14 protein-coding genes and 1 riboswitch are annotated in these 15277 nt (G+C 71.0%); of the genes, 3 read left to right on the plus strand and 11 right to left on the minus strand.

From position 1 onward, the window contains the following. Positions 1-22 precede the first annotated feature (22 nt). From ABZ923_RS23095 to ABZ923_RS23110, 4 genes are all read right to left on the minus strand, one after another. Positions 23-1033 carry an NlpC/P60 family protein gene (locus ABZ923_RS23095; RefSeq protein ID WP_361474875.1) on the minus strand — a complete coding sequence of 337 codons (1011 nt, stop codon included), beginning with the start codon at positions 1031-1033 and terminating at the stop codon, positions 23-25. Between the two features lie 238 nt (positions 1034-1271). Next, positions 1272-2312 carry an NlpC/P60 family protein gene (locus ABZ923_RS23100; protein ID WP_361474877.1) on the minus strand — a complete coding sequence of 347 codons (1041 nt, stop codon included), beginning with the start codon at positions 2310-2312 and terminating at the stop codon, positions 1272-1274. Between the two features lie 211 nt (positions 2313-2523). Next, entirely contained in the window at positions 2524-3867 is a 1344-nt protein-coding gene (locus ABZ923_RS23105; RefSeq protein ID WP_361474879.1) for an NYN domain-containing protein, read from the minus strand. Positions 3868-3913: 46 nt separating this feature from the next. Further along, on the minus strand, positions 3914-4153 hold the full coding sequence (locus ABZ923_RS23110) for a hypothetical protein (protein ID WP_014672226.1): 240 nt from the start codon (positions 4151-4153) through the stop codon (positions 3914-3916). A 154-nt stretch (positions 4154-4307) separates the two neighbouring features. On the opposite strand from ABZ923_RS23110, the gene ABZ923_RS23115 reads away from it, so the two are divergent. Continuing rightward, positions 4308-5051: a rhomboid family intramembrane serine protease gene (locus ABZ923_RS23115; RefSeq protein ID WP_361474881.1), complete on the plus strand. Its 744-nt coding sequence runs from the start codon at positions 4308-4310 to the stop codon at positions 5049-5051. Continuing rightward, positions 5048-5329 carry an Lrp/AsnC ligand binding domain-containing protein gene (locus ABZ923_RS23120; RefSeq protein ID WP_361474883.1) on the plus strand — a complete coding sequence of 94 codons (282 nt, stop codon included), beginning with the start codon at positions 5048-5050 and terminating at the stop codon, positions 5327-5329. The genes ABZ923_RS23115 and ABZ923_RS23120 overlap by 4 nt, the downstream gene beginning before the upstream one ends. Positions 5330-5333: 4 nt before the next feature. Here the strand turns inward: ABZ923_RS23120 and ABZ923_RS23125 are convergent, their stop codons facing one another. From ABZ923_RS23125 to ABZ923_RS23155, 7 genes are all read right to left on the minus strand, one after another. Beyond that, positions 5334-7529, minus strand: coding sequence for a serine/threonine-protein kinase (locus tag ABZ923_RS23125; RefSeq protein ID WP_361474885.1), 2196 nt, complete (start codon positions 7527-7529; stop codon positions 5334-5336). A 52-nt stretch (positions 7530-7581) separates the two neighbouring features. After that, positions 7582-8943 (minus strand): aminotransferase class V-fold PLP-dependent enzyme, encoded by a 1362-nt coding sequence (locus ABZ923_RS23130; protein ID WP_361474887.1) that lies wholly within the window; start codon positions 8941-8943, stop codon positions 7582-7584. 128 nt (positions 8944-9071) lie between these two features. Beyond that, positions 9072-9188: riboswitch (SAM riboswitch) on the minus strand. A 74-nt stretch (positions 9189-9262) separates the two neighbouring features. Continuing rightward, a complete protein-coding gene (trpD, locus tag ABZ923_RS23135; protein WP_361474889.1) occupies positions 9263-10327 on the minus strand; it encodes an anthranilate phosphoribosyltransferase in 1065 nt (354 codons plus the stop codon). Positions 10328-10449: 122 nt separating this feature from the next. Beyond that, positions 10450-12087 carry a cytochrome bc complex cytochrome b subunit gene (locus ABZ923_RS23140; protein ID WP_361474891.1) on the minus strand — a complete coding sequence of 546 codons (1638 nt, stop codon included), beginning with the start codon at positions 12085-12087 and terminating at the stop codon, positions 10450-10452. Next, a complete protein-coding gene (locus ABZ923_RS23145; RefSeq protein WP_361474893.1) occupies positions 12084-13142 on the minus strand; it encodes a Rieske 2Fe-2S domain-containing protein in 1059 nt (352 codons plus the stop codon). Before ABZ923_RS23145 ends, ABZ923_RS23140 begins: the two co-directional genes overlap by 4 nt. Then, on the minus strand, positions 13139-13951 hold the full coding sequence (locus ABZ923_RS23150; protein ID WP_361474895.1) for a c-type cytochrome: 813 nt from the start codon (positions 13949-13951) through the stop codon (positions 13139-13141). Before ABZ923_RS23150 ends, ABZ923_RS23145 begins: the two co-directional genes overlap by 4 nt. A gap of 62 nt (positions 13952-14013) precedes the next feature. Further along, on the minus strand, positions 14014-14634 hold the full coding sequence (locus tag ABZ923_RS23155) for a heme-copper oxidase subunit III (RefSeq protein ID WP_030348419.1): 621 nt from the start codon (positions 14632-14634) through the stop codon (positions 14014-14016). A gap of 166 nt (positions 14635-14800) precedes the next feature. Here ABZ923_RS23155 and ABZ923_RS23160 point away from each other — a divergent pair, with 166 nt between their 5' ends. Continuing rightward, positions 14801-15202, plus strand: a complete 402-nt coding sequence (locus ABZ923_RS23160; RefSeq protein ID WP_361474897.1) for a hypothetical protein — start codon at positions 14801-14803, stop codon at positions 15200-15202. Positions 15203-15277 lie beyond the last annotated feature (75 nt).

A 15277-nucleotide genomic window follows, 5' to 3' on the forward strand; every position in this document is an offset into this window, starting at 1 on the left:
GATCGTACGGCGCGCGGCGCGGTCAGGGCCGGGTGACCGAGGAGACCGGCATCATCCCGACCGGGTCGTAGCGCACCGGGGCGCCGGGGTAAGGCGCGTGGATGACCTGGCCGTTGCCCGCATACATCGCCACGTGGCTGGCGTCGGAGCGGTAGACGACCAGGTCGCCGGGGCGGGCCTGGGAGAGCGGGACCTGCCGGCCGGCGAACCGCTGCTCCTGCGAGGTGCGCGGCAGATGGATGCCGGCGTGCGCGTACGCCCACTGCATCAGGCCCGAACAGTCGAATCCGGCGGGGCCGTTGGCGCCCCACACGTAGGGGCGGCCGAGGGCGGAGCGGGCGGCGGTCAGGGCCGCGGCGGCGCGGCCGTCGGGTACGGGCACGCCGGACAGGTCGAGCAGGTCCGTGCGGCCGCCGCGGGAGGCCCGGTCGTAGGCGGCGCGTTCGGCGGTGGGCAGGGCGTTGATCAGCTGCCGGGCCCGGGCGAGCTTGCGCTCCACGGTCCGCTTGTGCGCGGCCACGGCCTTGCGGCTGCGTTCCAGCTCGGCGAGGGTCCCGGCCGCCTCCGCGCGCTCCTGGGCGAGGTCGCGCAGCAGGGACTGCAGCTCCTTGAGCCGGCCCGCCTGCCGGGTGCCGATGCGGTCCAGCGTGGACGCCTTGTCCAGGTAGTCGTCGGGATCGGCGGCGAACAGCAGGGCGACCGCCGGATCGATGCCGCCGGAGCGGTACTGGGCGCCGGCCAGCGAACCGAGTTGCTCCCGCAGTTCGTTGACGCGCTCCTGCTGGCGCGCGATGTGGTCCTGCGCGTCCCGGACCCGGCGGCGCAGCCGGCCGGCCTGCTCGTCGGCCTTGTCGAAGGCCTGGGTCGCCTTCTCGGCCTCCTCGTACAGGCGGTCCACCTCGGCCCGCGTGTCGGCGCTCGGCGCCGCGTGCACCGGTACGGCACCGAGCGCGGCCGTCGCGGCGGACAGCACGCACAGGGCGACGGCGCCCCGGTCGAATCCGGACGGGGCAAGGCGGCGATGGGACCCCACGGCAGTCCTTCTGCTGGCGGACACAGACCGTTTCCCCGGCGCCTGGGGACGGGGAGGCCCCAGCGCCGGGGAAACGCGGCAGACAGTAGCCGTGCGGAGCGGCCCGGGCCAAAGACCTCGGAGTCAACGCAGAGTGACGCCCCGCCGCTGACGCAGGTCATGGGCGGGGCGTGGAGTCAGTTCGCGTACCGGTGATTCGCCCGTTCGGGCGCCCTCGTGTCCGGTGTGTCGCCGGGTGTCAGACCCGGACGCCGAACATGAACGGGCCACCGATGGTCGTCATGGACTCGTACCGGACGACCGTGCCGGTGCGCGGGGCGTGCAGGATCTGGCCGTTGCCCGCGTAGAGGCCGACGTGGTGGATGTCGTTGAAGAAGAAGACCAGGTCGCCGACCTTGAGGTCGCTCTGGTTGTAGATCTTCGTACCGATCTGCGCCTGCGCCTCGGAGGTGCGCGGGATGGAGACGCCGGCCTGGGCGTAGGCCCAGGAGGTCAGGCCCGAGCAGTCGAAGGAGGAGGGGCCGGTGGCGCCGTAGACGTACGGCGAGCCGAGTCTGGTCTGGGCGGCGGAGAAGGCCGCCTGGGCGCGGCCGGAGGCCGGCGGGGCGTCGCCGAGGTCCACGCGCTCGGTGGAGGAGCGGTTGGCGCGCTGCTCCTTCTCGGCGAGCTGCGCTTTCTCCTTGGCGGTCAGGGAGTTCAGCAGCCGCTGCGCCTCGGCGAGCTTGTTCTGGACTTCCTTCTTCTTGTTGCCCAGTTCCGTGCGGGTGGCCGAGAGGTCCTTGAGCTTCTCGGTGGCCTCGGCCCGCTCCTGGGCGAGTTCGCGCTGCTTGTCCTGGATCTTCTTCAGCGCGTCGACCTGCTGGCTGCTCAACTGGTCGAGCGTGGAGGCCTTGTCGAGGAAGTCGTCCGGGTCCGAGGACAGGAAGAGCTGGACCGAGGAGTCGATGCCGCCGGACCGGTACTGCGCGGTGGCCAGCGAACCCAGGCCGTCGCGCAGCTTGTTGAGCTCCTCCTGGCCGCGGGCGACATTGTCCTGGATGGTGGAGATTTCCTTCTGCAGCTTCTGCTGCTTCTCCTTGGCGCCGTTGTACTTCTCGGTCGCCTGCTCGGCCTGCTCGTAGAGCTTGTCGACCTTGGCCTTGACCTCGTCCTTGCCGAGCTTCTCGCTCGGGGCGGCGTTGGCGGCGTTGGCGCTGAGCGCGACGGCAGCTGCGGCAGCGGTGGTGAGCACGGTCACGCGGGTGCGGCTCGGCTGCTTGGGTCGACGGTGGGACGCCACGGAGGACGAACTCCTTCTTGTGAGTGTTCACCCGTTCGGAGGTTCGAGCCCAGACCCTAGTGACCCACTTGTGATGAGTTCAAATCCCACAGCAAAAAAACCCGTCACGCAATGCATTCTTTGCACACAACTCACGTGCAGTGAGACCAGATTGACCCTACGTTACGTGACGATACGGCCAATTCGGGCATTACCTCTGCCCGTTGGACCTTCAGGACAGTCGCTTCAGAAGTACCGCAGAGGCCACCGGTCGGGCACCCGCCTTCGCGACCCCGTCGGCGACCTCCCGGTCGGTGGAGGCGACGATGACCGGGCGGCCCGGCGGCTCCGCGCGCACCAGCTGGCGGATCAGCTCGTCGGCCGTCACGCCCGGCTTGGAGAACAGCACCCGCACCCCGCGCGGCGGCGCGAGCAGCACCGGCGCGGCCAGTTCGGCGCCGTCGAAGACACAGGTGACCTCGGCGCCGGTCTGCGCGGCGAGCGCCGACAGCTGGCCCAGCAGCCGCAGCCGCTGCTTCTCCAGCGGCATCTGCGGATAGCCGGTCTTGGTCACGTTGTAACCGTCGACGACCAGATGCGCCTGCGGCAGGGCCAGCAACTGGTCGAGAATCGCCGGATCGTTCTCCGACAGGGCGCGCGCCGCGATGTCCTTCGGGGTCATCCGGCCCGGCTCCACCGCGTCGACGGTCTCCGCCGGGCGCACGGACACCGGCGGCAGCGCCAGTTCGCGCCGCAGCCCCTGGGTGGCGTCCAGCAGGGTGTCCAGCAGCAGCCGTACCCGCATGTCCTCCACGCTGCGGCCCTCCCGGGCGGCCCGGCGGGTGGCCTCCAGCGCGGCCTCGGCCTCGCCCAGGCGGGCCTTGAGCCGCCGCGACTCGCTCTCCGCGGCCGACACCTGCGCCTGCGCCTCGGCCCGCACGGCGTCGATCTCGCCGTGCGCCTTGCGCAGGGCGGCCTCGCCCCGCTTGACGTCGCTCTGCGCGGCACGCAGCTTACGGTGAAGCGATTCCGCTTCCTTCCTGGCCGACTCCAGCTCCGCACGCAGCCGTTCGGTCTCGGCGCGGGTCTGCTCCCGGGCCTGTGCCAGCTCCGTGCGCAGCCGGTCCAGCTCGGCCCGGCTCTCCTCGTCGGCGCGCTCGGCGTCCGCCCGCTGGGCCTCCTCGCCGGCCGCGGTGACCAGCTTCACCCAGCCCGCCGGGCGCAGCACGTAGGCCGCGGCCGCCACGTCGAGCGGGTCCGCGGCCGGGGGCGGGGACCCGGAGTCGAGGGCGCCGGCGAGTTCCGGCTGGGCCTCCCGGAACTTCTCCCCGATCCGCTGCCGGAACAGCGGATCGGTCTCCAGTGCCGCGGCCATCGCGTTCCCCGCGAACTTGGCCCGGCGATTGGGGGCGAACCGGGCGTACTGCCTCAGCTGGGCGGGCAGTTCCGTCATCGTCAGCCCGCCGAAGCCGTCCGACACGATCTGCACGACCCGGCGGCGCACACCGTCGGGCAGCGGACGGTCAAGCACCTCAGCGGTGCCGTCACCCGGCCCCCCGCCTGCGGTCTCCACCATCCGTCACACCCCAATACCGGAAAATGCCTCTCCGGGGCCGCTCCGCTCAGGAGCCGGCGCCCGGCCTGTCCACCAGTTCCACCTGGTCCACCGCGTTGCACCAGCGGCAGCGCACCGACTCGATGGTCTCACTGACCACCTCGCGCTCCTCCACCGTCGGCTCGCCGGCCAGGTCGAGGTGGACGTACTCGACGACCTTCGACGAGCGGGTGACGTCGAACCGGGTGAGGTTGCCGCACAGGGTGCAGCGCCATCGCGTGGTGGCCGTCGGCAGGGGAACCGTCATGGTGACTGTTCTCTTCCTTCTCGTGTCGGTCCGCGCCGGCCCCCCGGCGCGTGTGGCTCGTAACCCTACGGCCTGGCGGGGACTCGCCGCCCGTCCGTTCACGGCGGCGAGGCGGTCTGTCAGCTTGCGTCCCGTTACGTCATGCTCTGTAGTCATGATCAGCACCTGGAGCAGGGCGGCCGGCCGGACATGCAGAGCGGTCCGGGGTGCGCCGGCCCCGACGACGTACGGCCTGATCGCCCTGTGCACCCTGATCTTCGCGCTCGGCCCGGCCTCCGGGCTGGTCCCCGGGTACGGCACCGGGGAGGCGCTGCTCGCCGCACAGCGGACGTACTTCCGGCACTGGGGGGTGGTCCCGGCCGAGCTGTTCGACGGACCCGTCGGGGCGGCGCTCACCCCGGCCACCGCGCTGTTCGTGCACGGCAGCTGGGTGCATCTGCTCGGCAACATGCTCTTCCTCTTCGTCTTCGGGGCGATGACCGAGGAACGGATGGGCCGGGTGGAGTTCACCCTCTTCTACGCCGGCTGCGGCTACCTCGCCCTGCTGGGGTACGCGGCCGTCAACGCCGCCTCCGAGCAGTCGCTGGTCGGCGCCTCCGGGTCGATCTCCGCGGTGCTCGGCGCGTTCCTCTACCTGTTCCCCCGCGCGCGTGTGACCAGTCTTCTTCCGTTCCTGTTCTTCCTGCCGCTGCGCTTCCCCGCGTGGGTGGTGCTGCCGTTCTGGGCGGCCCTGCAGTGGCTGGCGGCGGCGCAGGCGTCCGACGGGCCGGGGGTGGCGTATCTGGCGCACCTGCTGGGGTTCGGTCTGGGCTTCGGTTACGCGTGGGTGCGGTACGGCCGTCCGACTAGAGTGAAAGCCGTCCCAGCTCCGGTCACCGAGGGAGAGAAACAGCCGTGATCACCGCGATCGTCCTGATCAAGACCAGTGTGGACCGGATCCCCGAGATCGCGGAGCAGATCGCCGCGCTCGACAGCGTCAGCGAGGTCTTCTCGGTCACCGGCACCTACGACCTGATCGCCATGGTCCGGGTCGCGCAGCACGAGGACCTCGCCGAGGTCATCCCTGGCCGGATCAGCAAGATCCCCGGCGTGGAGGCCACGGACACGCACGTCGCGTTCCGTACCTACTCCCAGCACGACCTGGAGGCCGCCTTCGCGATCGGCCTCGACAACTAGGCGGCTAGACGACCAGGTCGACCGCGGCGATACCGGTGCCCGAGGGGACGTAGAGGCGGCTGCCGCGGACGAGCGGGGTGTGCTGGTCGTCGGCCGCGGCCCGGCCGAGGGCCGTGTCCCAGCGCCGCCCGCCGTTCAGGTCCAGCGCCCACACCCGGTCGCCCGCGCGGGCGTACACGGTGTCGCCGGCCACCACCGCCCGGGGCTCGGCCGTGCTCCCCTGGATGTCGTGCGCCCAGGCCCGGGTGCCGTCGGCCGCCCGTACGGCGTACACCGTGCCCTGTTCCGTGCCGACGGCCAGCACCCGGTTGCCCGCCGTCAGGGGCCCGGCGTCGGCGTCCCTGCGCCACAGGCGCCGGCCGTCCGAGACGCGGAAGCCCTGGCGTTCGGGGCCGGAGTGCGTGATCAGGGTGGTGCCGGCGAGGGCGAGGACCGTGACGTCGGTGCCGCCGGCCACCCGCCACTTCCGCGTCCCGTCCCGCGCGTCCAGCGCCAGCAGCTCGTCGCCGTAGCTGCCCGTGTAGATCACCCCGCCCGCGACCAGGGGGGTGCCGGTGGGACCGGCCGGGGTCCTGAAGGTCCAGTTCTCGCTGCCGTCGGAGGCGTAGCTGCGCAGTGCGCCCGCGTCCGTGCCGCCGGTGGAGACGAGCACGTTCGTACCGAGCAGGACCGGGACGGCGTAGCCCTCGTCGCCGAGGGTGCGGGTCCACAGCGGGCTGCCGGACGGGCTCACCGCGGTCAGCCGGCGCACGTCGTCGCCGTGCAGGCCCACCACGCAGTACACGGCGTCCCGGGTGGCCACGGGGGTGGAGACGTCGTCGCCGAGCCGGACCTTCCAGCGCCGCGAGCCGTCCCGGGAGATCGCGTGCAGCACACCGCCGGAGGTGCCGGCGTAGACGACGGAACCGTCCGGGGAGAGCGCGCAGCAGGCGCCGTCCAGGCCGCCGATCCCGCCGAGGTCGTAACTCCAGCGCAGCACCGCGGACCGGGCGGAGGCCCCGGTCTCCGCCTCGCCGGGGGCGGAGCCCTCGGGCGACCGGTAGCTGCCGCCCAGGCTCTCGGTCCTGAACCCCCACTGCAGCAGCCAGCCACCGGCCCCGGCACCGGCCGCGGCGACGGCGCCCCCGGCGAGGACCTTCAGCAGACGCCGCCGCCCGGGGGCGACGGGGCCCAGGCGGCGCACGGGGGTGGTGGGGGTGACGGGGGCCGCGGGGGCTACGGTCGCAGTGCCGGAGGCGGGGGCGGGGGCGGGGGCCGGGACCGGGACCGGGACCGGGGCGGGCAGGTCGGGGGCCAGGTACTCCACGCCGCTGGGGCGGTCGTCGCAGGCCGGGCCCGGCTTCGCCGCGGGGCCGTACCAGTCCGGGCGGACGGCGGCGCGCAGGGTGTCCGGGGTGAAGCCCGCCTCGGCCAGCACCTCCCCCGGTTCCGGCCGCTCCAGCGCGTCCTCGGCCAGACAGGCCGCCACCAGCGGGCGGATGTCGTCCGGGACGCCGGACAGGTCGACGTCGCGGGTCAGGATGCGCAGCAGGACCACCGAGTCCTGGCCCTCGCCGAACGGCTCCCGGCCCGCCGCCGCGTAGGCGAGGACCGCGCCGAGGGAGAAGACGTCGCTCGGCGGGCCGACCTGGCCGCCGTTGCGGATCTGCTCCGGCGAGACGTAGCCGACCGAGCCGACGACCGCGCCGGTGTGGGTCAGCGCGGTGGCCTCCAGGGCCCGTACGATCCCGAAGTCGATGACCCGGGGCCCGTCCGGGCCGAGCAGGATGTTGGACGGCTTCAGGTCGCGGTGGACCAGGCCCTTGGCATGGATCGCGGCCAGCGCCTCGCCGAGCGCTGCGGCGAGGATCCGGACCGCGGGCCCGGGCAGCGCGCCGTGGTCCAGGACGGCGTCCCGCAGGTTCGGTCCGGGCACGAACTCCGTGGCCATCCAGGGACGTTCGGCCTCGGTGTCGGCGTCCACGACCCGTGCGGTGTACGTGCCCGCGCCGCCGACGGTCTGGGCGGCGCGGACCTCGTGGCGGAAGCGGGCGCGGAAGGTGCGGTCCTCGGCGTGCTCGGCCCGTACGACCTTCACGGCGAGCCGGAGACCCGTGCGGGACTCGGCGAGGTACACCTCGCCCATGCCGCCGGCGCCCAGTCTGTGCAGGACGGTGTACGGGCCGATGTGGCGCGGGTCTGCTGCGCGCAGCGGCTGCACTCCGGGCTCCCCCTGTCCAACGAGTCGTCAGGGGGAGGTTATACGGCGCTCCTCACACCGCCGGTACGCAGCGGCCGTCTTCCGTGCGGTACTGCCACTTCGCGCCGTCCGTCACGAGTTCCCTGACGGCGTCGACGAAGCGCTCGACGTGCTCGTCGGGGGTGCCGGCGCCGAAGCTGACGCGGATGGCGTTGAGGGACTTCTCGCCGGGGGCGGCCTCGGGGGCGCCGCACTCGCCCTGGGTCTGCGGGTCGCTGCCGAGCAGGGTGCGGACCAGGGGGTGGGCGCAGAAGAGGCCGTCGCGGACGCCGATGCCGTACTCGGCGGAGAGGGCGGCGGCGAAGTGGGAGCTGTTCCAGCCCTCGACGACGAAGGAGATGACACCGACCCGCGGGGCGTCGTCGCCGAAGAGGGAGAGGACGCGCACCCCGGGGACCTCGGCGAGGCCCGCGCGGACGGTGCGGACGAGGTGCTGTTCGCGCGCGACGAGGGTGTCCCAGCCGGCCTCGGTGAGGGCCTTGCAGGCGGAGGCGACGGCGTAGGCGCCGATGACGTTCGGGGAGCCGGCCTCGTGGCGGGCCGCGGTCCGGTGCCACTCGACGGCCACGCCGCCGTCCTCGCGCCGGGTCACCTTGCGGCTGGCGCCGCCGCCCGCGAGGTACGGCTCGGCCTCCTGGAGCCAGTCGGCGCGGCCGGCCAGGACGCCGGTGCCGAAGGGGGCGTACAGCTTGTGGCCGGAGAAGGCGACCCAGTCGACGTCGAGGTCCGTGACGGACACCGGGTGGTGGGGGGCCAGCTGGGCGGCGTCCAGGACGATCCGGGCACCGTGGGCGTGCGCGGCGGCGGCCAGTTCGCGCACCGGCCACAGCTCGCCGGTGACGTTGGAGGCGCCGGTGACGCAGACCAGGGCCGGGCCGTGCGGGTCGCGGCCGGCGAGGGCCCGCTCCAGGGTCTCGACCGCCTGCCGCGGGGTGCGCGGGGCGTCGAGGTAGGTGACCCGCGCGTTCTGCCAGGGCAGCAGGGAGGCGTGGTGCTCGGTCTCGAAGACGAAGACCTGGCAGCCGGCGGGGATCGCGCGGGCCAGGAGGTTGAGGGAGTCGGTGGTCGAGCGGGTGAAGACCACCTGGTCGGCCGGGCGGCAGTCGAGGAACTCGGCGACCGTCCTGCGGGCGTTCTCGAACAGGTCCGTGGAGAGCTGGGAGAGGTAGCCGGCACCGCGGTGGACGCTGCCGTAGTACGGGGCGTACGCGGCGACGTCGTCCCAGACGCGCTGGAGGGCGGGGGCACTGGCCGCGTAGTCCAGCGCGGCGTAGGCGACCTCGCCGCCGGTGACCAGCGGGACGGTGACATCACGCCCCAGAACGGGCAGAGGGGTGCAAACGGACTGGTCGGCGGCAGCGGTGAAGACAGACATGGCGGAACTCCCGTGAGAGGAAGGCGAAGAAGAGAAGAAGGGTGTGCGGAGGCGGGGCTCTGCGGCCCTAACGCATTCGCTTGCTCACGGAAGACTCCTCGACGACCAGGATCCCTGGATGCGTGAGGGATCCGCGCTTGCCGGGGACCTTGCTGTCCACGGCCTGGTCTTCACCCGGGGCACCCCGCCACGGACGGAGGGTTGCCGGACAGTCGGCCGGGGCCTCATGACTGTCACTCATGACCTGGTACAGGAACCTACGCGAGGTGATCGCCGCCCCGCAACCCGTGTCCGGATCGCGGGACGACGTCCTATGGCCCTAGGCGTTGCTGGCGGCCACCCAGCGGTCCAGGGTGCGCTTGGCCGCGCCCGAGTCGATGGACTCGGCGGCCTTGGCCATGCCGGCCCGGAGCTGCTCCGCCAGCGGTGCGTCGGTCGGCGTGAGCGCGACGAGCGCCGCGGCGGAGTTCAGCAGCACCGCGTCCCGTACGGCCCCCGTCTCGCCGTCGAGCAGACGGCGGGCGACCTCCGCGTTGTACGACGCGTCCGCGCCGCGCAGGGCCTCCACGGGGACGAGGTCGATGCCGACGTCCCTCGGGTCGAAGGTCTCCTCGGTGACCTTGCCGTCCCGGACGACCCACACCCGCGAGGTGGCGGTCGTGGTCAGCTCGTCCAGGCCGTCGTCGCCGCGGAAGACCAGCGAGGAGTTGCCGCGCTCGGCGAGGACGCCGGCCACCACCGGGGCCATCCGCCGATCGGCCACGCCGACGGCCTGGGCCCTGACCCTCGCCGGATTGGTCAGCGGACCCAGCACGTTGAAGGTCGTACGGATGCCCAACTGGCCGCGGGCGGCGGCCACATGACGCAGGGCCGGGTGGAACTTGACCGCGAAGCAGAAGGTGATCCCGGCCTCCTCGGCGACCTGCGGGACCCGCTCCAGCGGCAGGTTCAGATTGACGCCCAGCTTCTCCAGCACGTCCGACGCGCCCGACGCGGAGGACGCGGCCCGGTTGCCGTGCTTGACGACCTTCGCACCGGTGCCGGCGACGACGATCGAGGACATCGTGGAGATGTTCACCGTCTTGGCGCCGTCGCCGCCGGTGCCGACGATGTCGACGGTCCGGCCCGGTACCTCGATGACGTTCGCGTGCTCGTACATCGCGCGGACGAGCCCGGTGATCTCCTCCACCGTCTCGCCCTTGGCCCGCAGGGCCACGGCGAATCCCGCGATCTGCGCGTCGGTGGCCTCCCCGCGCATGATCCGGTCCATCGCCCATGCCGTGGCGTCCGCGCTCAGGTCACGGCCCTCCAGCAGGGCGTTCAGCACCTCGGGCCAGGAACGGCCCGCCGCGGTGTCGCCTCCAGCGGGGGTCACAGCGCTCATCAGCCGCTCCTGGTGTCGTGCACAGCATCGGTGGTCGGCACCAGCCTATCCACCCCCGCACACGGCGAAGGGCCCCGTCCGCGAACCGGACGGGGCCCTCTGCGTGGCGTGGCGACGCGGGATCAGTGGTGGCCGTGGCCGCTCGTGATCTCCTTGTACTCCTCGACGGTCGGCTTCGGGATCTGGTTGTCCTCGCCGTAGTAGGCGTTGGACAGCTTCACCCGGAGCTTCTCCGTGGCCGGCACCTTGCGCTCGACACCGTTCTCGTCGACCGTCGGACCGATCTCGGCCGGCTTGTACTGCTCGTGCGCGGTGAGCGTGTGCAGCTGCTCCTGGCTGAGCGGCTCGTGCACCTCGATGAACTCACCGTGCGGCAGCCGCTTGATGATGCCGGTCTCACGGCCGTGCAGCACCTTGTCGCGGTCGCGGCGCTGCAGGCCCAGGCAGATCCGCTTGGTGACGATGAACGCGATGACCGGTCCGGCGACGAAGAAGATCCGGACGAACCAGGTGACGGCGTTGATCGACAGGTGGAAGTGGGTGGCCCACAGGTCGTTGCCACCGCCGACCAGGGTGATCATGTAGATCGTCACCCAGGCGACACCGAACGCGGTACGGGTCGGGGCGTTGCGCGGGCGGTCCAGGATGTGGTGCTCGCGCTTGTCGCCGGTGATCCAGGACTCGATGAACGGGTAGACCGCGATCGCCGCCAGGACCAGCGGGAAGAGCACCAGCGGGATGAACACGCCGAGGACGAGCGTGTGACCCCAGAAGTTGACCTCCCAGCCCGGCATGAAGCGGATCAGACCCTCGGCGAAGCCCATGTACCAGTCGGGCTGGGCGCCGGTGGACACCTGGTCCGGACGGTAGGGGCCCATCGCCCAGATCGGGTTGATCTGCGCGACCGCGGCGATGGCCGCGATGACACCGAAGACCAGGAAGAAGAAGCCTCCGGCCTTGGCCATGTACACCGGCAGCAGCGGCATGCCGACGACGTTGTTGTTCGTCTTGCCGGGACCCGCGAACTGCGTGTGCTTGTGGTAGAAGACCAGGATCAGGTGCGCCACCATCAGGCCGAGCATGATGCCCGGCAGCAGCAGGATGTGGATCGAGTAGAACCGGGCGACGAAGTCGTGGCCGGGGAACTCTCCGCCGAACAGGAAGAACGACAGGTACGTGCCGATGATCGGCACGGACAGGATCGCGCCCTCCATGAAGCGGACACCGGTGCCGGAGAGCAGGTCGTCCGGGAGCGAGTAACCGGTGAAGCCGGTGAACATGCCGAGGACGAACAGCAGGAAGCCGAACAGCCAGTTGATCTCACGCGGCTTGCGGAACGCGCCGGTGAAGAACACGCGCATCATGTGCACGAACATGCCGGCGAGGAAGATCAGCGCGGCCCAGTGGTGGATCTGCCGGACCAGCAGACCACCGCGCACGTCGAAGGAGATGTGCAGGGTCGAGCTGAACGCCTCGGACATCAGCTGTCCCTGGAGCGGGACGTAGCTGCCGTGGTACTCCACCTCGTTCATCGACGGGTGGAAGAACAGCGTCAGGTACACACCCGTCAGGATGATGATGATGAAGCTGTACAGGCACACTTCGCCCAACATGAACGACCAGTGGTCGGGGAAGATCTTGCGCATGTTGGACTTGGCCAGGGAGTAGATCCCGAGCCGGCCGTCGGCCCAGTCGGCGACACGCTCGCCGGCCGGAGCCTTCCCGCGAGAGCGGGGCGTCTCGTTCGCTGCAGTACTCATCCGCGCTCCCAGAATGCAGGACCGACGGGCTCCTCGAAGTCGCCGAGCGCCTGGAGGTAACCCTCACTGTCCACACCGATGCGCAGCTGCGGCAGGGCGTGGCCGGCGGGACCGAAGATCACTCGGGCACCGTCGGAGAGGTCGAAGGTGGACTGGTGGCACGGGCACAGCACGTGGTGCGTCTGCTGCTCGTACAGCGAGATCGGGCAGCCGACGTGGGTGCAGATCTTGGAGAAGGCGACGATGCCCTCGTGCGACCAGTCGAGCTCGCGCTTGTCCTTGATGTTGCCCGGCTGCAGTCGGACGATCATCAGGGCCGCCTTGGCGATCTCCGTCTGGAACTCCTCCTCGGTCTCCTCCAGGCCGTCCGGCTTGGCGAAGGTGAGGGAGCCGACGGCGACGTCCTCGGGACGCAGCGGCTGGTTCGTGTTCATGTTGACCAGGCGCATGCCCTTGGCCCACATGGTGTGGCGCAGCGTGCTGTGCGGCAGCGGACCGAGGTCGCGCAGCAGCATGACGCCGGAGAGCGGCACCATGGCCAGCGCGCCGAACATGGTGTTGCGGATCAGCTTGCGACGGCCGAGCGCCGACTCCTTGGCGCCCTGGCGGAAGTCCTCGTGGACCTTCGCCCGGACCTCCGGGGGGGCCTCGATCGGGTGCCGGTCGTCGGCGACCTCCACGTCGGACATCAGGGTGCGGGCCCAGTGGACCGCGCCCGCGCCGATGCAGAACAGCGCCACGCCCAGGGTCAGACCCAGCGCGAAGTTCAGCGCGCTGAGGTGCCCGATCGGGAAGACGAAGATCGACTTGTCGTCCGGGATCGCCACGTACGAGGCGATGAAGCCGATGGTGGCCAGCATGGACACCGTGAACAGCAGGGCGACCATGCGCTCGGACCGCCTGGCGGCCCGCTCGTCGATGTCCTGGATCCGGTGCTCGTGCGGCGGCAGACCCGGGTCGGAGAACGGGTTCTCCTCGTCCGCGACGCTTACCGCGCCGTGGGCGTGGTCCTGCTCAGCGGGCAGGTTCTCTTCTGGAATGTCTTGGCTACTCATGACTTCTTGGCCTTTGCGGTCCGAGCGGCGACCCAGACGGCGACCGCGATCAGCGCGCCGAGGCCGAAGATCCAGGCGAACAGACCCTCACTGACCGGCCCGAGGCCGCCCAGCTCCAGGCCGCCGGGGTTCTCCGTCTCGCTGCCGTTGACCGCGTTCAGGTACGCGATGATGTCCTTCTTGTTCTTCTCCGACATCGTGGTGTCGGGGAAGGACGGCATGTTCTGCGGGCCCGTCTGCATGGCCTCGTAGATGTGCTTGGGAGCGACACCCTCCAGGCTCGGGGCGTACTTGCCCTTGGTCAGGGCACCGCCCTTGCCGGTGAAGTTGTGGCACTGCGCGCAGTTGGTGCGGAACAGCTCGCCACCCTTGGCGATGTCCGCGCCCGCGGGACCGTACTGCTGCTTGGTGGGCACGCTCGGGCCGGCGCCCAGCGAGGCGACGTACGCGGCAAGCTGGTCGATCTGGGCCTGCGTGTAGATGGGCTTCTTGCGCGGGACCTGGGCGCCCTGCGAGGTCGCGGCGGGCATACGGCCGGTGCCGACCTGGAAGTCGACAGCGGCGGCACCCACGCCGACGAGGCTCGGGCCGTCGGAGGAGCCCTGGCCACCGGTGCCGTGGCAGCTGGCGCAGCCGACCTCGTAGAGCTTCTTGCCCTCCTTGATGGTCAGGGACTGGGAGGTCTCATCGGCGCGCGCCTTGTCCGCGGGCGCGAACGCGGCGTACAGCCCCCCAGTGGCCGCCAGCGCGAGGAGTAGGACGACGACCGCCGCCAGCGGATGGCGTCGTCGTGCGGAGAGCTTTTTCACGGATTACCCCGGTGTCAGGATCTTCTGCGTCGGTGCTTCTGGATGTGCGGGAGCGGTCCCGGCTACTTGATCAGGTAGATCGTGGCGAAGAGGCCGATCCAGACGACATCGACGAAGTGCCAGTAGTAGGACACGACGATGGCGGCGGTCGCCTGCTCGTGAGTGAACCTCTTGGCCATGTAGGTGCGGCCGAGGACCAGCAGGAAGGCGATGAGACCGCCCGTCACGTGCAGGCCGTGGAAGCCGGTGGTCAGGTAGAACACCGAGCCGTACGGGTCGGAGGACAGCGAGATGCCGTCCTTCTTCACCAGCTCCGTGTACTCGTAGATCTGACCGCCGATGAAGATCGCACCCATGATGAAGGTGAGGATGAACCAGCCACGGAGCTTCTTCACATCGCCGCGCTCGGCCGCGAACACGCCGAGCTGGCACGTGAGGGAGGAGAGCACCAGGATCGTGGTGTTCGTGGCGGAGAAGGGCACGTTGAGTGCCTCCGCCTGTTCCTTCCAGTGGACCGGTCCGGTCACCGACCGGAGGGTGAAGTACATCGCGAAGAGGGCCGCGAAGAACATCAGCTCGGAACTCAGCCAGATGATGGTTCCGACGCTGGTGAGGTTCGGCCGGTTGACCGACGGGTGCGCGTGCCCGGTTTCTACTGTCGTTGCTGTCGCCACGACCGACATTATGTCGGTCGCTTATCTCGCGCTCACTCCGGGGGGTGCCGTTCGGAGTGTTGCCACCCGCGAGACCGGTGTTGACGTGGTGTTCATGGGGACGACGACGGGAGTAACATCCGCCGGAACGGGCCTGCCCGTCCTGTCCGTACGACGCTGACGTCTCGGAGGAACAATGCAGCCGACCGCCACGGTGCTGGTCTACAGCGACGACTCCACCACCCGCGAGCAAGTACGGCTGGCCGCCGGGCGTCGGCCGGCTCCCGACGTGCCCCTGGTCGAGTTCGTGGAGTGCGCGACCCCCGACGCGGTCCTCGCGGAGCTGGGCAAGGGCGGCATCGACGTCTGCGTGTTCGACGGCGAGGCCGTGCCGATGGGCGGCATGGGGATGTGCCGGCAGATCAAGGACGAGGTGTTCGGCTGTCCGCCGGTGCTGCTGCTGATGGGGCGGCCGCAGGACGCGTGGCTGGCCACCTGGAGCCGGGCCGACGCGGCGGTGACCCTGCCGGTGGATCCGGTGGAGTTCGCCTCCGCGCTGGCCGCTCTGCTCCGTCAGAAGCGGTTGGTGGGCGCCTAGGCCGTGTCCGCAAATTGCCACCAGCCCCCCCCCCCCGGCGGGGGGGGGGACGATTGGGAAAAGAGCAAGGGGGCC

Source organism: Streptomyces sp. NPDC046881, assembly GCF_040645015.1.
GTDB lineage: Bacteria > Actinomycetota > Actinomycetes > Streptomycetales > Streptomycetaceae > Streptomyces.